Source organism: Lysobacter sp. A378 (genome assembly GCF_054052125.1).
Window position 1 is genome coordinate 164,977 of record NZ_JBSVRK010000003.1, and the last position, 17,075, is coordinate 182,051.

A 17,075-nucleotide genomic window follows, 5' to 3' on the forward strand; every position below is an offset into this window, starting at 1 on the left:
CTCCAGTACGCTTGCCCGATGCCCACCATCCTCGTCATCGATGACAACCCCGCCGTCGCCACCGCGCTGGAGGTGCTGTTTTCGCTGCACGAGATCGACACCTGCGCGGCAACCAGCCCCGAAGACGGGCTCGCCTTGCTCGACCGGTCCCCGGTCGACCTGGTCGTGCAGGACATGAACTTCCGCGCCGACACCACCTCTGGCGAAGAAGGCATGGCGCTGTTCGGCCAGATCCGCGAGCGTCACCCGGACTTGCCGGTGATCCTGCTGACCGCGTGGACGCACCTGGAATCGGCCGTCGACCTGGTCAAGGCCGGCGCCGCCGACTACCTCGCCAAGCCGTGGGACGACCGCAAGCTGCTGGCCACGGTAAACAACCTGCTGGAGTTGTCGGAGGCGCGGCGTGAGCTGCGGCACCACCGCCAGGGTGAGCGCCGTCGCCGCGATGCACTGGCACGCGACTATGATCTGTGTGGGCTGGTCTACGCCGATCCCGCCAGCGAGAACGTGCTGTCGCTGGCCTGCCAGGTCGCACGCTCCGACCTGCCGGTGCTGATCACCGGCCCCAACGGCACCGGCAAGGAGAAGTTTGCCGAGATCGTGCACGCCAATTCAGCGGTGCGCGACGGCCCATTCGTCGCGCTTAATTGCGGTGCGCTACCGGGCGAGTTGATCGAGGCGGAGTTGTTCGGCGCCGAAGCGGGCGCCTACACCGGCGCGAACCGTGCCCGCGAGGGCAAGTTCGAGGCCGCCGACCGCGGCACGCTGTTTCTCGACGAGATCGGCACGCTGTCCCCGGCTGGCCAGGTCAAGTTGCTGCGGGTGCTGGAAACCGGCCGCTTCGAGCGCTTGGGCGGCAACCGCGAGCGCAGCGTCAAGGTGCGCATCATCAGTGCGACCAACGCCGACCTGCCGGCACTGATCACCGACGGCCGCTTCCGCGAGGACCTGTACTACCGGCTCAACGCGATCGAGCTGAAACTGCCGGCGCTGGCGGACCGGCCTGACGACATCCTGCCGCTGGCGCGCCATTTCCTGCCGCCAGGCAAGCAACTCGATACCGGCGCCGAGCATGCCCTGCTGGCCCACGCCTGGCCGGGCAACGTGCGCGAACTGCGCAACACCCTGCAACGTGCCGCGCTGCTGGGTCGCGGCCAGCGCATTGTCGCCAACGACCTCGGCCTGCCCCCACCTGCGGCCGGCAGCCCCACGCGCGGCGCTGCAGCCATCGTGAACGATGAACCCGACCGCAGCCAGATCGAAGCCGCGCTGGAGCGCAATGGCGGTGTACTGGCGCAGGCGGCGAGCGAGCTGGGACTGTCGAGGCAGGCGCTGTATCGCCGCCTCGACCGGCTCGGCATCAAGCGCGACTGAACCGCCATGAGCTGGCTACGGCGACTACCGATCAGCCTTGTCTTCACCTTGTTGGCGCTATTGCATGCCGCCGGCGTCACCGCGCTTGCGCTGTGGTTCACGCACTGGCTGCCGCAGCCGTGGATGGCCTGGGCGCTGTCGCTCGCCATTGATCTGCCGTTGCTGGCGTACCACGTGCGGCGTGTCTTCGCGCCGATGAAGTCGCTGTTCCGGGCCCTGGCCGGGACCGTCGCCAGCTACCGCGACGGCGACTACAACTTCAGCCTGGTATCGAACGTGCATGGCGAACTGGGCGAACTGGTGCAGGCCCACAACCACCTCGGCGACACCCTGCGTGACCAGCGGCTGGCGCTGGTGGAGCGCGAGCTGTTGCTGGACACGATGGTGCAGAACACGCCGGTGGCGATGCTGCTGGTCGACCCGTCGCGCCGGATCGTCCACGCCAATCTCGCCGCCCGCACGCTGCTCGGCGAAGGTCACAAGCTGGAAGGGCAGTCGTTCGACGCGTTGGTATCGCGAATGCCCGACGCACTGCGCGACGCCCTGGAACGCGGCGGCGACGGGATATTCACCGTCAGCGATGACCCGGGCGACATCAACCAGGGCAGCGACAACGGCAACGAGGAGATCTATCACCTGAGCCGGCGTGAGTTCCGCCTCAACGGCCGCCGCCACGAGCTGGTGCTGTTGCGTGCGCTGACCGCCGAGCTGCGCCGTCAGGAAGTGCAGACCTGGAAGAAGGTGATCCGGGTCATCAGCCACGAGCTCAACAACTCGTTGGCACCCATCGCTTCGCTCGCCCACTCGGGCGCCGAGCTGCTGCGACGTGGCCAGTACGAACGGCTGCCGACCGCCTTCGCCACGATCGAGGAGCGGGCCCGGCACCTGGAAGGCTTCATCCGCGATTACGCCCACTTCGCCAAGCTGCCCGCGCCCCGACGCGAGCCGGTGGCGTGGTCGCGCTTCATCGAGCAATTGCGCAGCCAGGTGGATTTCGCCACCGACGAAGGCGGCATCGACGGCATCGCCCGCCTGGACGCGGCGCAGCTGGAACAGTGCCTGCTGAACTTGCTGAAGAACGCCCACGAGTCCGGCTCGGCACCCGAAGATGTCCGCCTGTCGCTACGCCGCATGCCCCAGGCGTGGCGCATCGACGTGCTTGACCGCGGCAGTGGCATGAACGAGGCGGTGCTGGCCAACGCGCTGTTGCCGTTCTATTCGACCAAACGCCATGGCACCGGTCTGGGATTGGCCCTGGCACGCGAAATCGCCGAAGCCCATGGTGGCCGCGTCGCGCTGCTGAACCGAGAAGGTGGCGGGCTGTGCGTGACGTTGCTGATCCCGGACGCAAGGAGTCCGTAGCTGCCCATCTGCGTATGGCCACAGGGAGCGGTCAACCCGCGAGGGGCAACTCTACTTTTTCTTCGGCCGCTGCCAGCCCTCGACCACCGACTGCCGCGAACGCGCGACGCTGAGCTTGCCCGCGGGTGCCGTGCGCGTGATCACCGAACCGGCGGCAATCGTCGCCTGCTTGCCGACCGTCACCGGCGCGACCAGCGAGGTGTTGGAGCCGATGAAGGCGCCGTCCTCGATCACCGTGCGCGATTTGTTCACCCCATCGTAGTTGCAGGTGATGGTACCCGCGCCAACATTGACGCCGCTGCCGATCACCGCATCACCGAGGTAACTCAGGTGGTTGGCCTTGCTGGACACGCCCATGGAGGTGTTCTTGATCTCCACGAAATTGCCGACGTGGGCGCCGTCAGCCAGTACCGTGCCGGGGCGCAGCCGGGCGAACGGTCCAATCGTCGCCGCCCCTTCGACCACCACGCCGTCAAGGTCGCAATGCGCACGCACCTCGGTACCCGGGCCGAGCTTGACGTTGCGCAGGCGACAGAACGGCCCGATGCGCACGTCATCGGCCAGCTCGACCGTCCCCTCGAACACCACGTCGACGTCGATCTCGACGTCACGACCCACGCTGACCTCCCCGCGCACGTCGACCCGCGCCGGGTCGGCCAGTCGCGCACCGGCCACGCACAGCGAGCGGGCGGCACGCAGTTGGTAGGCGCGTTCAAGTTGCGCCAGCTGCCACGGATCGTTGGCACCCTCGACCTCGATAGGATCGTGGACGTGGACCATCTCGGCGGCGCTGAACTCCTCGGCCGCCGCGGCAAACACGTCGGTCAGGTAGTACTCGCCCTGTGCATTGTCGTTGTCCAGGTGCTCCAGCCAGCGACGCAGCGGCTCGCCATCGGCCACAAGGATGCCGCTGTTCACGGTGCGGATCTCGCGCTGCTCCTGGTCCGCATCTTTCTGCTCCACGACCCGGGCCACGTTGCCCTCGGCATCGCGGATGACCCGCCCATATCCGTTCGGCTCCTCGAGCTCGGCCACCAGGACCGCGAGCCTACCGGACACCGCAAGCAAACGACGCAGGGTCGTCAGCGTGATCAGCGGCACGTCGCCGTACAGGACCAGCACCCGCGCATCCATCGGCACCGCCGGCATCGCCTGCTGCAATGCATGCCCGGTGCCCAGGCGCAGGGACTGCTCTGACCAGGTCAGGTCCGACTGCAGGGCGAAAGCATCACGCAGCTGCTGCCCGCCGTGCCCAAACACCACATGGATGCCTTCCGCGTTCAACGCCCGGGCGGTATCGATGACGTGACCCAGCATCGGCTTGCCGGCGACCTGCTGCAGCACCTTGGGCCGTGCCGACTTCATGCGTTTGCCTTCGCCGGCAGCGAGGATAACGACGTGCAATGGGGGGGACATGCGGACTCCAGGTTGCAACGTGGTTTGCAGCCGCAATTCTATCCGGCCGGAGCGATCCAGGGCGAGTGACGCTCCTGCTAGGATGCCGCGGTGCCCAACCTGTCATCGCTCCCTGCTCGTCGCACCCCGCCTGCCGCGCGCCAATGCGGGGTCGTGGCTGTGCCCCGTGCGGTCATTGCTCCATGAGCCTGTCGCGCGAAGGCAGGCACTACCTGATGATCGGCATCGTCCAATGGCTGCTCGATTGGGCGGTAATGGTGGCGCTGAGCCATTACGGGATGCCGGTGGAGCCGGCGAACGTCGCCGGCCGGATCAGCGGCGCGCTGCTGGGCTTCTGGCTCAACGGCCGGATCACCTTTGCCGGCGACCACACCACCGTCGGCAAGCGGCAGTTCTTCCGGTTCCTGCTGATGTGGATGTTGACCACCGCGATCAGCACCTGGTCGCTTGGCGCGATCAACCAGATGGCCGGACTGAAATGGGCGTGGTTGGCTAAGCCGGGGGTGGAAGTCGTGCTCGGCGGCGTCGGCTTTTTGCTTTCCCGGCATTGGGTGTATCGACGCTGACGCGGCTGGTTGGCGCATTGTTAATGCGCCCTACCGTCCCGGACACGACGACGCCGGCACGGGGCCGGCGTCGGGCATTGCTGTCGCGGGAATCGCTGCCTAGTGCTTCATGTTCTTGCGCAGCCGCTCCAGTGCCTGCAACTGGACGGTAACCTCGGCCAGTCGCGCCTGCGCCTCGGCAATCTCCATCGGTTCGCCACGGCCGGAAAGAATCCGCTCGGCCTCTTCCTTGGCGGCGCGAACGGCGGCTTCGTCGATGTCCTGGGCGCGCACGGCGGTGTCGGCCAGCACGGTGACCACTTGCGGCTGCACTTCCAGGATCCCGCCGGTGACGGCGAAGTCCAGTTGCTCACCGCTCGGCAGGGTCACCACCACCTTGCCCGGCTTCAACCGGGTGATCAGCGGGGCGTGCCTGGGCGCGATGCCGAGCTCGCCGAGCTCGCCGGTCGCCACCAGCATGGTGGCTTCGCCGCGGAAGATCTCTTCCTCGGCGCTGACGATGTCACAACGGAACGTGCTGCTCATGGACATTCTCTTTGTTCAATGAATCAGGCTGCTTCGCCGATGATCTTCTTGCCCTTCTCGACCGCGTCCTCGATGCTGCCGACCATGTAGAACGCCTGCTCCGGCAGGTGGTCGTACTCGCCATCGACGATGCCCTTGAAGCCACGGATGGTGTCCTTCAGCGGCACGTACTTGCCGGGCGAGCCGGTGAACACTTCGGCGACGTGGAATGGCTGGCTGAAGAAGCGCTCGATCTTGCGCGCGCGCGATACCGCCTGCTTGTCTTCTTCGGACAGCTCGTCCATGCCCAGGATCGCGATGATGTCCTTCAGTTCCTTGTATTTCTGCAGGGTCTGCTGGACGCGCTGGGCGGTGTCGTAATGCTCGTTGCCGATCACGTTCGGATCCATCATGCGCGACGTCGAGTCGAGCGGATCAACCGCCGGGTAGATACCCAGCGAGGCGATGCTGCGCGACAGCGCGACGGTGGAGTCAAGGTGGGCGAAGGTGGTCGCCGGCGACGGATCGGTGTAGTCATCGGCAGGCACGTAGACGGCCTGGATCGAGGTGATCGAGCCGGTCTTGGTCGAGGTGATGCGCTCCTGCAGCACGCCCATCTCCTCGGCCAGGGTCGGCTGGTAGCCCACCGCCGACGGCATGCGGCCGAGCAGCGCGGATACTTCGGTACCGGCCAGGGTGTAGCGGTAGATGTTGTCGACGAAGAACAGCACGTCGCGGCCCTTGCCCGACTCGTCCTTCTCGTCGCGGAAGTACTCGGCCATGGTCAGCCCGGTCAGCGCGACGCGCAGGCGGTTGCCCGGCGGCTCGTTCATCTGGCCGTAGACCATCGCGACCTTGTCCAGGACGTTGGAGTCCTTCATCTCGTGGTAGAAGTCGTTGCCCTCGCGGGTACGCTCACCCACGCCGGCGAACACCGACAGGCCCTCGTGCGCCTTGGCGATGTTGTTGATCAGCTCCATCATGTTGACGGTCTTGCCGACGCCGGCGCCGCCGAACAGGCCGACCTTGCCGCCCTTGGCGAACGGGCACATCAGGTCGATGACCTTGATGCCGGTTTCCAGCAGGTCGTTGGCCGCGGCCTGCTCTTCGTAACTCGGTGCCTCGCGATGGATTTCCCAGTTCGCGGTCGCCTCGACCGGACCGGCTTCATCGATCGGCCGACCCAGCACGTCCATGATGCGGCCCAGCGTACCCAGACCGACCGGCACCGAGATGCCCTTGCCGGTGTTGGTCGCGATCAGGTTGCGCTTCAGTCCGTCGGTTGAGCCCAGCGCGATCGCACGCACCACGCCGTCACCCAGCTGCTGCTGCACTTCCAGCGTGATCTCGGTGTTGTCGACCTTCAACGCGTCGTAGACGCGCGGAACGGATTCGCGTGGGAACTCGACGTCGACGACGGCACCGATGATCTGAACGATCTTGCCCTGGCTCATGATGTTTCCTCGTATCTCTGAATGCTGCTTGCGGATCGCAGGTCGCGGCCGCGGGATGTTGGATTGGAACCGTTGTGATGCCGGTCAGACCGCTGCCGCACCACTGACGATTTCGGAAATTTCCTGGGTGATCGCCGCTTGCCGTGCCTTGTTGTAGACCAGTTGCAACTCGTCCATCAGCTTGTTCGCGTTGTCGGAGGCGGACTTCATCGCGACCATGCGAGCGGCGTGCTCGGAGGCCACGTTCTCCAACACCGCCTGATACACCAGCGACTCGATGTAACGGGTCAACACGTGATCCAGCACGGTCTGCGCATCGGGCTCGTAGATGTAGTCCCAATCGTGCCGGGACACCGGCGCGTCCGATGGCGGCAGCGGCAACAGCTGCTCGAACGTCGCCTGCTGGGTCATGGTGTTGACGAAATCGTTGTAGCAGACGAACACGCGGTCGATGTCGCCGCCGCTGTACCCGTCCAGCACCACCTTGACCACGCCGATCAGCTGCTCCAGCTTGGGCTGGTCGCCCAGATGGGTGACGGTGGCAAGCATGTTGACCTTGACCCGGCGGAAAAACACCGAAGCCTTCTGGCCGATGGTGACCACGTCGACCTCGACGCCCTGCTGCTGCCAGTTGCGGATCTCGCCCAGCAGCTTGCGGAACAGGTTGTTGTTCAGCCCACCGGCCAGTCCGCGGTCGGACGACACGATGATGTAACCGACGCGCTTGGGATCTGCGCGCTCGGTCATGTACGGATGCTGATAATCGGAGTTGGCCTGGGCCAGGTGCCCGATCACCTGCTTCATCACCCGCGCATACGGCCGCGATACCTTCATCCGCTCCTGCGCCTTGCGGATCTTGGAAGCCGAGACCATCTCGAGCGCGCGCGTCACCTTGCGGGTGTTCTGCACGCTCTTGATCTTGGTTTTGATTTCACGTCCGCCTGCCATCGTCTTGTCCGCCTTACCAGGTGCCGGTTTTCTTGAACTCTTCGATGCCCTGCTTGAAGGCCGCCTCGATCTCGTCGTTCCACGCGCCGCTGGTGTTGATCTTGCCGATCAGCTCGCCCTGGGTGTTGGCAAAGTGCGCGTGCAGGCCTTCCTCGAACGCCAGCAGCTTGTTCACCGCGACGTCGTCAAGGTAACCCTCGTTGACCGAGTAGATCGACAATGCCTGGTTGGCGATCGACATCGGCAGGTACTGCTTCTGCTTCATCAGCTCGGTCACGCGCTGGCCGCGCTCAAGCTGCTTGCGGGTCGCCTCGTCCAGATCGGAAGCGAACTGTGCAAACGCCGCCAGCTCACGGTACTGGGCAAGCGCGATGCGGATGCCGCCCGAGAGCTTCTTGATGATCTTGGTCTGCGCCGAGCCACCCACGCGCGACACCGAGATGCCGGCGTTCACGGCCGGACGGATACCGGCGTTGAACAGGTCGGTCTCCAGGAAGATCTGGCCGTCGGTGATCGAGATCACGTTGGTCGGCACGAACGCGGACACGTCGCCGGCCTGGGTCTCGATGATCGGCAGCGCGGTCAGCGAACCGGTCTTGCCCGTCACTTCACCGTTGGTGAACTTCTCCACGTATTCCTCGGACACGCGCGCGGCGCGCTCCAGCAGGCGCGAGTGCAGGTAGAACACGTCACCCGGATACGCTTCGCGGCCCGGTGGGCGCTTCAGCAGCAGCGAGATCTGGCGGTACGCCACGGCCTGCTTGGACAGGTCGTCGTACACGATCAGCGCGTCTTCGCCGCGGTCCATGAAGTACTCGCCCATGGTGCAACCCGAGTAGGCGCTGATGTACTGCATCGCCGCCGACTCGGACGCGGTCGCGGCGACCACGATGGTGTGGTCCATCGCGCCCTGCTCTTCCAGCTTGCGCACGACGTTGGCGACCGAGCTGGCCTTCTGGCCGATCGCGACGTACACGCACTTGATGCCGGTACCCTTCTGGTTGATGATCGCGTCGATCGCCATCGCGGTCTTGCCGGTCTGGCGGTCGCCGATGACCAGCTCGCGCTGGCCGCGGCCGATCGGGATCATCGAGTCGACCGACTTGTAGCCGGTCTGAACCGGCTGATCGACCGACTTGCGCCAGATCACGCCCGGGGCGACGCGCTCCACCGGCGCGGTCAGCTTGGCGTCGACCGGACCCTTGCCGTCGATCGGCTCGCCCAGCGCATTGACCACCCGGCCCAGCAACTCGGTGCCGATTGGCACTTCCAGGATACGGCCGGTGGTCTTGGCCACGTCGCCTTCGCGCAGGTTCTCGTAGCCGCCCAGCACCACGGCGCCGACAGAGTCGCGCTCCAGGTTAAGGGCCAGCGCGAAGATGTTGTTCGGCAACTCGATCATTTCGCCCTGCATCACGTCGGCCAGGCCGTGGATGCGCACGATGCCGTCGGCCACCGAGGTGACCGAGCCTTCGTTGCGCGACTCCGCGGACAGCTTGACCTTCTCGATGCGGGTCTTGATCAGTTCACTGATTTCGGACGGGTTGAGCGTGGTTTGCATGGGTGTTTCCCTTGTGCCCGGCGCGCGCGCCGGAAGTAAACGATGATTCGTGGATGCGACTGGGGTCGGTCAGTGGGCCAGGGCCGATTGCAGCCGCGACAGCTTGCCTTTCAGCGATCCGTCGATGACCACGTCGCCGGCGTCGATCACCGCGCCGCCAATCAGCGACTCGTCGATCGCGGTTTCCAGCTCGACCTCGCAGTCGAAACGTTTCTTGAGCGCGACCCGGATCAACTCCAACTCGCCTGCCGGCATTTCGCTGGCCGAGGTGATCCGCGCCTTGACGAGGTTCTCCGACTGCGCGCGCAACTGCTCGAACAGCCCGGCGATCTCGGCCAGCAACGGCAAGCGGTTGTTGTCGGCAAGCAGCCCGATGAACTGCCGGAACTCCTGGTTCGCGCCGTCATCGGCCAGCAACGCGATCGCGTCGCCGGTCGACAAGCGTGGGTGCTTCAACAATGCCTCTACCGTCGGGTCGGCGGCGACACGGGCGGCGAGCCCGAGCGCTTGCGACCAATCGGCGGCGTGGCCGTCATTGCTCGCCGCCGCGAAGGCGGCACGCGCATAAGGGCGGGCGAGGGTCACGTTCTGGCTCATCGCTTGTGGCCTCTGGTCAATGGCTGGCTCAAAGCTGGGCTGCGAGTTCGTCGAGCAACGCCTTGTGGGCATTGGCGTCGATTTCGCGATGCAGCAGCTTCTCGGCACCGCTGATCGCCAGCGACGAGACCTGCTTGCGCAAGTCTTCGCGGGCACGGTTCTGCGCCGCAAGGATCTCCGCGTCCGCCAGCGCTTTCTGGCGCGTGGCTTCGACCATCGCATCGGTCCTGGCCTGCTCGATGATCTGGTTGGCGCGATGGTGCGCCTGCTCGATCACCTCGTTGGCCTTGGTCCGGGCTTCGCGCATGGCAGCGTCGACGCTGTGCTGCGCTTCGGCCAGGTCGTGTTGGCTGCGCTCGGCAGCCGCAAGGCCTTCGGCGATTTTTTTCTGGCGTTCTTCGATCGCCCGGTTCAGGGGCGGCCAGATGAACTTCATGGTGAACCAGATGAGCAACGCGAACGAGAGCATCTGGCCCAGGAAGGTCATGTTGATATTCATGACAGCTCCGTAGGGACGCTGCGGGCACGAAGGCCCGGGAGAGCCGCCCGGAAACCCGGACGGCTCAGGGAGTCAAAACCGTGGATCAGGCAGCACCGACCGCGCTCAGCAGCGGGTTGCCGAAGGCAAACAGCAAGCCAACCGCCAACGCGATGATGAACGGGGCGTCGATCAGGCCGGCCAACAGGATCATGCGGCCCTGCAGCATCGGCACCAACTCGGGCTGGCGCGCGGCCGACTCGAGGAACTTGCCACCCATGAGCGCGATGCCGAGGCATGCGCCGATGGAGCCCAGACCGACCATCATGCCGATCGCGATCGCGGTCATGCCCTGCAAACTGGCGATAAATTCCATGGTTTTCTCCTACTTGTATGTGTGATTCGAACTGGCGGAAGGATGAAGCAATGAGGAACTGGGAAATCGGGAACTGAAAAACGGGAGTTGCCGGATCAATGACTCTCGTAGGCGCTGGCGATATAGACCACCGAGAGAATCATGAAGATGAAGGCCTGCAGCAGCACGATCAGGACGTGGAACACCGCCCAGGCGAAGTTGAACAGTACGCCCGGCACGAACATCAGCAGACTGCCGCCGAGCATGCCGGCGATCAGCATGAACACCAGTTCGCCACCGTACATGTTGCCGAACAGTCGCATGGCCAGCGATACCGGCTTGACCGCGTACTCGATGACGTTCATGCCCAGGTTGACCGGCAGCAGGATCGCCCGGGTGACCTTGCCCTCGGCATGGAATGGCGAGGTCAGCAGTTCCTTGCCGAAACCGAAGCCGCCCTTGGCCTTGATCGAGTGGTAGAAAATCAGGAAGAACACGACCAGCGAAATACCCACGGTGGTATTCAGGTCGGCGGTCGGCACCCAGCGGAAGTAGGTGTGGCTGGCCACTTCGGCACCGGCAACCACCTGGATGGCCATGCCGGGGGTATCCAGCGGCAGCAGGTCCATCGCGTTCATCAACACGACCCACATGAAGATGGTCAGCGCCAATGGCGTCAGCGAACTGCGATCACCGTGGAAGTTGTCTTTGACCTGGTTGTCGACGAACTCCAGGATGATCTCGACGAAAGCCTGCCCCTTGGAGGGCACGCCGGAGGTCGCCTTGCGTGCGAAATAGCCGAACCATGCAATGAATATCAGCCCCAGCGCCAACGACACGGCCCACGTGTCGATGTTGAAGCCGCCGCCTACCAACTCGATCGTGTTCTGCTCGAGATGGTGCTGGATGTATTCGTTCAGGCCGCCAGAGCCGGTCTGTTCACTCACGAAGGACACCTTTCCGTTTCAGGATTTGGGCCGGCACGAAGGCCAGCGTCGCCGCTACTACGCCGGCCAACATCGGCAGCGGCGGTAACTTCAACCCGGCCAAGCCGAGCGTGAATACTGCAAACACCACCAACCACTTCAACAAAACGCCTGCCAGCAACCGTCCCATGACCGCGCCAGCCGGTTGAACCCCGCCGCCCAGCGCAACCAGTGCCGCCACCACGCTGCCGACCGCAACAGCACCACCACCGACAAGGGCGCCGAACGCCGATGGCGCACCCTGCATCAGGAAAATCAGCGCAACCAACACCGTCACGCCAGCCTGGAAGGCGATGACGCGCGATGCCAGTCGGCGACCTGCGAACATTGGATCGTGCACGCTTGCCTGTCGTCCGGGAGTGGGCATGAAGAACGCCCGATGAAGCCGCCGAATTATAGAGGGCGCGGATGGTTGCGGCAACTGCTAGCGGTCACCGTCCCCCAACAAGACCCGGATCCGCATTCAGCTTCGAAGGTCGGGCGTCGTGGAATCCACCTGAATGGGGACCGGGATATGGTGGAAAGCGGGGCAACTGCGCGGCTGCGGAACCTTTGTCGCGGGCGCGGGTCAGTATCTCTGCCCGACCCCGTCGTCTCTCTCTCCTCGTCAAGGCAAAAAAGTAGCGGCGGGCTCGAAGCCCCGGCCTGATCCGCCGGGGCTTCATCTTTTTCACCGGGCTGGACGACGAGCGCCGGTCGGCTCAGCCTTTCTTCGACGCGCCCTTCTTCGGGATATACAGATCGGTGATGGTGCCGTCGAACACCTCGCTGGCCATCGCCACCGACTCCGACAGGGTTGGATGCGGATGGATGGTGTGGCCGATGTCGCCGACTTCGCAACCCATCTCGATCGCCAGCGCGATCTCGGCGATCAGCTCACCTGCGTGTACCCCGACGATGCCGCCGCCGACCACGCGCTGGGTCGCCTCATCGAACAGCAACTTGGTGAATCCCTCGGTACGACCGATGCCGATCGCGCGCCCGGACGCCGCCCACGGGAACTTGCCGACACCGATCTTCAGGCTCTTGTCCTTGGCCTCGGTTTCGGTCAGGCCGACCCAAGCGATTTCCGGGTCGGTATACGCCACCGATGGGATCACACGCGCCACCCACTCCTTCTTTTCGCCCGCGGCCACTTCCGCGGCCAGCTTGGCCTCGTGGGTGGCCTTGTGGGCGAGCATCGGGTTGCCGACCAAGTCACCGATGGCAAAAATGTGCGGCGCACTGCTGCGCATCTGGCGGTCGACGGGAATGAACCCTCGATCGGTCACCTCCACCCCGGCCTTCTGCGCATCGAGCTTGCCGCCATTGGGCGCGCGGCCGACGGCGACCAGCACCCGGTCGTAGAGACCGGGATCGGGCACGCTGCCACCTTCGGCCGCCGGCTCGAAGCTGACCTTCAGGCCCTTCTTCTGCGCCTCGACCTTGGCCGCCTTGGTCTTCAGGTGGACCGTTACGCCCTGCTTCTTCAGCCGGTCGGCCAGTGGCTTGACCAGGTCCTTGTCGGTGCCGGGCATCAACTGGTCCATGAACTCGACCACGGTGACTTCGCTGCCCAGCGCGCGGTACACCGTTGCCATCTCCAGGCCGATGATGCCGCCACCCACCACCAGCAGCTGTTTCGGGATATCGGCCAGCTCCAGCGCGTCGGTTGAATCCATCACCCGCGGGTCGTCCCACGGGAAGCCCGGCAGCTTCACCGCCTGGCTGCCGGCGGCAATGATGCATTGCTTGAAGCTGACCAGCTGCGGCTTGCCATCCTCGCCCTGGATCTCCAACTCGTTGGCGGAAATGAAGGTGCCGACGCCCGTGATCACGCGCACCTTTCGCTGCTTGGCCATGCCGGCCAGACCCTTGGTCAGCTGACCGACGACGTTCTGCTTGTAGCCGCGCAACTTGTCCAGCGCGATCTTCGGCTTGCCGAAGTCGATCCCGAAATCACCCGCATGCGCGGCCTCGTCGACCACTGCAGCGGCGTGGAGCAGGGCCTTGGACGGGATGCAACCCACGTTGAGGCAGACGCCGCCCAATTGCGCGTAACGCTCGACCAGCACGGTATCCAGGCCCAGGTCAGCGGCCCGGAACGCCGCGGTGTAACCCCCCGGTCCCGCGCCAAGCACCAGCATCGCGCATTCGACATCGGCTTTACGGCCAGACGCGGGCGCGGCTGGCGGCGCGGTCGGTGACGCTTTTGGAGCGCCCTCACCCGCCGCGCTGCGCGCGTCGACCTCTCCCGCGGGCGGGAGAGGTGACTTGTCGCCGGTGTCGGCGGCCGCCGCTTTCGCATCCTTCGGTGATGCGTCTGCCTTGGCATCTTCGCCCTTGCCGTTGCTCCCGGCCTCGCTCCCGCCTTCGGCCTCGGTTTCAATCACCGCGATCACAGCGCCGTCGGCCACGGTGTCGTCGACCTTGACCCGCAGCTCCTTGACCACCCCGGCCACGCTGGATGGCACCTCCATGGTGGCTTTCTCCGACTCCAGCGTGACCAGGCCCTGATCGACGACCACGGTGTCCCCGACGGCGACCAGCACCTCGATTACCGGCACGCCGTCGTAATCACCGATGTCGGGAACCTTCACTTCAATCTGTGCCATGGCTGTGTCTCCTTATTGGCCGCGCGAGGGGTCGGGCGCAGCGGGATGTTGATTGGATTCGGGAAAGATCGAGTCGCGTGCGTCGTTGTTCGCCAGCGTCACGCGCTCGGCCGCCGTCAGGACGGTCTCCGCTGTCTGGGGGTCCGGGCTCGAAATCCGCTGACCTCGCAGCAGGGCAATAGCGTCCTCGCCGCTGAGGCCGAACACGCTGCGCAGGTGGAGGTCGCGCTGCGGCAATGGAATCTCGATCCCGTGGCGCTTGAACGCGGTGTCCAGCTCCCACAGGTAGGCGGCCTTGATCGCGGCGTTGCGCTTGGTCGCCTCCTCGGTCAACCACACCGCCAGCAGGTATTCGACCGCGCCATCGCCGAAATCGGCCAACCACACCTGCGGCCGGTGCCGGCCCTCCATCGCCAGGGTGAACGGCACCTTGGCGGCGGCTTCCAGAGCGGCCTTCTTGACCAGCTCCTTGTCGACCCCGTAGGCGACCTTGAACGGCACGCGCATGCGGCGCAGGACGTCGCGATGGGTCCAGTTGACCACGCGCCCGGTCATGAACTCGGCGTTCGGCACCAGGATATCGATGTTGTCGTTGGTGATGATGCGGGTCGCGCGCATGTTGATGTCGCGTACGGTGCCGCGCACGTCGGCATCGAGCTCGATGAAATCGCCGACCTTCAATGACTGGTCGAACAGCAGCACCAGGCCCCCGATGAAGTTGGCGAAGATCTCGCGCAGCCCGAACCCCAGGCCGATACCAAGTGCGCCGGCAAACACCGCGAACTCGCCGATCGGAACGCCGGTCAGGCGCAGCGCGACCATCACGCCGATCAGCAACAGCAGGTAGTGGGCGACTCGCGAAACCGCGTAGATCGCGGCGTGATTGACGTTCTGGCGCTGCTTGCCGTAACGGACCAGCGCGCGTCGCAACAGCATCGACAAGAGTTGCGCGGCCAGTACCGCCAGCACCGCCGCGACCAGGCCGCCGACGGTCAACTGGAAGCCGCCCAGGCTGATCAACCGGTAATCCAGTAATGGTTGCAGCCCCAGCCAACCCTCCCGCGTGGCAGCGTCGACCGACTCGATCACGCGGCCACTGGCGTGCTCGATCCGCTCCGCGGGCGTGCTGGCTTGCATGGCCTCGTCAGCCAGCCGCCTGCAGCAACGATTGCCCCACCACGGTCACAGCAGCATCCTGCGCATGTCGGCGAGGATCTTCGCCATATAGCTGGTGAAGCGTGCGGCGGCGGCGCCGTCGATCACGCGGTGGTCGTAGCTCAGCGACAGCGGCAGGGTCAGGCGCGGGACGAACTCCTTGCCGTTCCAGACCGGTTTCATGTCCGAGCGCGAGACGCCGAGGATCGCCACTTCCGGAGCGTTGACGATCGGGGTGAATGCAGTACCACCGATGCCGCCCAGCGAGCTGATGGTGAAGCAGCCGCCGCTCATCTGCGCCGGACCGAGCTTGCCCTCGCGCGCCTTGGCGGCGAGCTCGCCGGTCTCGGCGGCGATCTGCATCACGCCCTTGGTGTCGCAGTCGCGCACCACCGGTACCACCAGTCCGTTGGGGGTGTCGGCGGCAAAGCCAATGTTGAAGTACTGCTTCAACACCAGGTTCTCGCCGCTGGCGTCAAGGGAGGCATTGAAGTCGGGGAACGTCTTCAATGCACTGACGCTGGCCTTCATCAGGAACGCGAGCATGGTCAGCTTGGTCGCGCCGCCCTTGGCGATGGCTTTCTCGTTTTCCTTGTTGAGGCTGACGCGCAGCGCTTCCAGCTCGGTGATATCGGCATCGTCGAACTGGGTGACGTGCGGGATCATCGCCCAGTTGCGCGACAGGTTCGCGCCGGACAACTTCTGGATGCGGGTCAGCGCACGGGTTTCGGTCGCGCCGAACTTGCTGAAGTCGACCTTCGGCCACGGCAACAGGTCCAGGCCGCCACCACCCGCCGCCACACCACCGGCACGGCCTCCCTGCATCGCGCCCTTGACGAACTGCTGCACGTCCTGCTTGCCGATCCGCCCGCCCCGCTGGCTACCGGTCACCTGCATCAGGTCGACGCCCAGCTCGCGTGCAAACAGGCGCACCGCCGGGCTCGCGTACGCGACTTTGTCCGGCAGCAACTCATCGGCATCAAACACCACCGGCGGGGAGCGCTGCGTCGTGCCCTGGCCAGCCGCTTCAGTGTCGCGCGCGTCGGCGATCTCGCGTTGCGCCAGCTTGTTGGGCGTGCCCACCTCGGTGGGCGGTACGCTGGTCGCCGTCTCCGCCGCCTTGGTGCGCTGCTCCGGTGCGGCAGGCTCGGCACGGGGCGGCTCGTTGTTGGCGGCGGTTTGATCGGGTTCTTTGGCGCTGTCGGCAGCTGCCTCGGCAACTGGTTCGATCAGCGCCACCACGGCCCCTTCGGTGACTTCGTCGTCCAACTTGACCTTCAGCTCACGGATGACCCCGGCAAAGGGAGAGGGCACTTCCATCGTCGCCTTGTCCGATTCCAGCGTGACCAGACCCTGGTCGACTTCCACCGTATCGCCGACGGCAACCAGCACCTCGATCACCGGCACGCCGTCGTAACCACCGATATCGGGGACCCGTGCTTCCTTCAACTCAGCCATGTTCGGCTCCGCCATGCGCGAAAGCCATATTGTGGCTGTTGCGGGCCGTACGCGCCAATGTTTGGCCCACCGCGCGCGACACTTCACCGCACTACCCGAGCCACTCCGACGCCCGGGCCGAACGGCTGCCGCGCAGACGCCAGCACGCGGTGCAGCGGCGGTTCAGGACCAAAAACATTGCTGTGCCAATGGGTTGCCGCAGGGTTTCAAGAAAGTTCCCCGGCCCTGGCACGGCAAGCCAAGTGATGTTCATTCCCGGCTGGCTAG

Annotated in this window: 16 protein-coding genes; 3 read left to right on the forward strand and 13 right to left on the reverse strand. The window is 65.3% G+C overall.

Features of this window, described 5'->3' with window-relative positions:
- Positions 1-18 precede the first annotated feature (18 nt).
- Both ACW7G1_RS12210 and ACW7G1_RS12215 read left to right on the forward strand, forming a co-directional pair.
- On the forward strand, positions 19-1,374 hold the full coding sequence (locus ACW7G1_RS12210; RefSeq protein WP_456980026.1) for a sigma-54-dependent transcriptional regulator: 1,356 nt from the start codon (positions 19-21) through the stop codon (positions 1,372-1,374).
- A gap of 6 nt (positions 1,375-1,380) precedes the next feature.
- The gene (locus ACW7G1_RS12215; RefSeq protein ID WP_456980027.1) at positions 1,381-2,736 is read left to right on the forward strand and encodes a sensor histidine kinase; all 1,356 of its coding nucleotides are present in this window, start codon (positions 1,381-1,383) and stop codon (positions 2,734-2,736) included.
- Positions 2,737-2,787: 51 nt separating this feature from the next.
- On the opposite strand, the gene glmU is transcribed toward ACW7G1_RS12215, so the two are convergent.
- Complete coding sequence (glmU, locus tag ACW7G1_RS12220; RefSeq protein ID WP_456980028.1) at positions 2,788-4,152, reverse strand: bifunctional UDP-N-acetylglucosamine diphosphorylase/glucosamine-1-phosphate N-acetyltransferase GlmU; 1,365 nt, start codon at positions 4,150-4,152, stop codon at positions 2,788-2,790.
- A 182-nt stretch (positions 4,153-4,334) separates the two neighbouring features.
- Between glmU and ACW7G1_RS12225 the strand changes: the two genes are divergently transcribed.
- Entirely contained in the window at positions 4,335-4,718 is a 384-nt protein-coding gene (locus ACW7G1_RS12225) for a GtrA family protein (protein WP_456980029.1), read from the forward strand.
- A gap of 99 nt (positions 4,719-4,817) precedes the next feature.
- On the opposite strand, the gene ACW7G1_RS12230 is transcribed toward ACW7G1_RS12225, so the two are convergent.
- The 12 genes from ACW7G1_RS12230 to ACW7G1_RS12285 all read right to left on the reverse strand — a co-directional run bounded on the left by ACW7G1_RS12230 (position 4,818) and on the right by ACW7G1_RS12285 (position 16,808).
- On the reverse strand, positions 4,818-5,243 hold the full coding sequence (locus tag ACW7G1_RS12230) for a F0F1 ATP synthase subunit epsilon (RefSeq protein ID WP_456980030.1): 426 nt from the start codon (positions 5,241-5,243) through the stop codon (positions 4,818-4,820).
- A gap of 23 nt (positions 5,244-5,266) precedes the next feature.
- The gene (gene atpD, locus ACW7G1_RS12235) at positions 5,267-6,676 is read right to left on the reverse strand and encodes a F0F1 ATP synthase subunit beta (RefSeq protein ID WP_456980031.1); all 1,410 of its coding nucleotides are present in this window, start codon (positions 6,674-6,676) and stop codon (positions 5,267-5,269) included.
- Between the two features lie 84 nt (positions 6,677-6,760).
- Entirely contained in the window at positions 6,761-7,624 is an 864-nt protein-coding gene (gene atpG, locus ACW7G1_RS12240; protein ID WP_456980032.1) for a F0F1 ATP synthase subunit gamma, read from the reverse strand.
- Positions 7,625-7,637: 13 nt separating this feature from the next.
- On the reverse strand, positions 7,638-9,185 hold the full coding sequence (gene atpA / locus ACW7G1_RS12245; protein ID WP_456980033.1) for a F0F1 ATP synthase subunit alpha: 1,548 nt from the start codon (positions 9,183-9,185) through the stop codon (positions 7,638-7,640).
- A gap of 69 nt (positions 9,186-9,254) precedes the next feature.
- A complete protein-coding gene (locus ACW7G1_RS12250) occupies positions 9,255-9,782 on the reverse strand; it encodes a F0F1 ATP synthase subunit delta (RefSeq protein ID WP_456980034.1) in 528 nt (175 codons plus the stop codon).
- 28 nt (positions 9,783-9,810) lie between these two features.
- Positions 9,811-10,281, reverse strand: a complete 471-nt coding sequence (locus ACW7G1_RS12255; RefSeq protein ID WP_456980035.1) for a F0F1 ATP synthase subunit B — start codon at positions 10,279-10,281, stop codon at positions 9,811-9,813.
- 85 nt (positions 10,282-10,366) lie between these two features.
- On the reverse strand, positions 10,367-10,636 hold the full coding sequence (gene atpE, locus ACW7G1_RS12260) for a F0F1 ATP synthase subunit C (protein ID WP_456980036.1): 270 nt from the start codon (positions 10,634-10,636) through the stop codon (positions 10,367-10,369).
- A 95-nt stretch (positions 10,637-10,731) separates the two neighbouring features.
- Entirely contained in the window at positions 10,732-11,562 is an 831-nt protein-coding gene (atpB, locus tag ACW7G1_RS12265; protein ID WP_456980037.1) for a F0F1 ATP synthase subunit A, read from the reverse strand.
- On the reverse strand, positions 11,555-11,929 hold the full coding sequence (locus ACW7G1_RS12270; RefSeq protein WP_456980038.1) for a hypothetical protein: 375 nt from the start codon (positions 11,927-11,929) through the stop codon (positions 11,555-11,557). The genes atpB and ACW7G1_RS12270 overlap by 8 nt, the downstream gene beginning before the upstream one ends.
- A 373-nt stretch (positions 11,930-12,302) precedes the next feature.
- Entirely contained in the window at positions 12,303-14,195 is a 1,893-nt protein-coding gene (lpdA, locus tag ACW7G1_RS12275; protein ID WP_456980039.1) for a dihydrolipoyl dehydrogenase, read from the reverse strand.
- Between the two features lie 12 nt (positions 14,196-14,207).
- Positions 14,208-15,332 carry a mechanosensitive ion channel family protein gene (locus tag ACW7G1_RS12280; RefSeq protein ID WP_456980040.1) on the reverse strand — a complete coding sequence of 375 codons (1,125 nt, stop codon included), beginning with the start codon at positions 15,330-15,332 and terminating at the stop codon, positions 14,208-14,210.
- Positions 15,333-15,377: 45 nt separating this feature from the next.
- Entirely contained in the window at positions 15,378-16,808 is a 1,431-nt protein-coding gene (locus ACW7G1_RS12285) for a dihydrolipoyllysine-residue acetyltransferase (protein WP_456980041.1), read from the reverse strand.
- Positions 16,809-17,075 lie beyond the last annotated feature (267 nt).

Excerpts from the sequence above, each read along its gene's own strand:
- ACW7G1_RS12210 (WP_456980026.1), top strand. The coding sequence starts at position 19 with ATGCCCACCATCCTCGTCATCGATGACAACCCCGCCGTCGCCACCGCG.
- ACW7G1_RS12215 (WP_456980027.1), top strand. The coding sequence starts at position 1,381 with ATGAGCTGGCTACGGCGACTACCGATCAGCCTTGTCTTCACCTTGTTG.
- glmU (WP_456980028.1), bottom strand. The coding sequence starts at position 4,152 with ATGTCCCCCCCATTGCACGTCGTTATCCTCGCTGCCGGCGAAGGCAAA.
- ACW7G1_RS12225 (WP_456980029.1), top strand. The coding sequence starts at position 4,335 with ATGAGCCTGTCGCGCGAAGGCAGGCACTACCTGATGATCGGCATCGTC.
- ACW7G1_RS12230 (WP_456980030.1), bottom strand. The coding sequence starts at position 5,243 with ATGAGCAGCACGTTCCGTTGTGACATCGTCAGCGCCGAGGAAGAGATC.
- atpD (WP_456980031.1), bottom strand. The coding sequence starts at position 6,676 with ATGAGCCAGGGCAAGATCGTTCAGATCATCGGTGCCGTCGTCGACGTC.
- atpG (WP_456980032.1), bottom strand. The coding sequence starts at position 7,624 with ATGGCAGGCGGACGTGAAATCAAAACCAAGATCAAGAGCGTGCAGAAC.
- atpA (WP_456980033.1), bottom strand. The coding sequence starts at position 9,185 with ATGCAAACCACGCTCAACCCGTCCGAAATCAGTGAACTGATCAAGACC.
- ACW7G1_RS12250 (WP_456980034.1), bottom strand. The coding sequence starts at position 9,782 with ATGAGCCAGAACGTGACCCTCGCCCGCCCTTATGCGCGTGCCGCCTTC.
- ACW7G1_RS12255 (WP_456980035.1), bottom strand. The coding sequence starts at position 10,281 with ATGAATATCAACATGACCTTCCTGGGCCAGATGCTCTCGTTCGCGTTG.
- atpE (WP_456980036.1), bottom strand. The coding sequence starts at position 10,636 with ATGGAATTTATCGCCAGTTTGCAGGGCATGACCGCGATCGCGATCGGC.
- ACW7G1_RS12270 (WP_456980038.1), bottom strand. The coding sequence starts at position 11,929 with ATGTTCGCAGGTCGCCGACTGGCATCGCGCGTCATCGCCTTCCAGGCT.
- lpdA (WP_456980039.1), bottom strand. The coding sequence starts at position 14,195 with ATGGCACAGATTGAAGTGAAGGTTCCCGACATCGGTGATTACGACGGC.
- ACW7G1_RS12280 (WP_456980040.1), bottom strand. The coding sequence starts at position 15,332 with ATGCAAGCCAGCACGCCCGCGGAGCGGATCGAGCACGCCAGTGGCCGC.
- ACW7G1_RS12285 (WP_456980041.1), bottom strand. The coding sequence starts at position 16,808 with ATGGCTGAGTTGAAGGAAGCACGGGTCCCCGATATCGGTGGTTACGAC.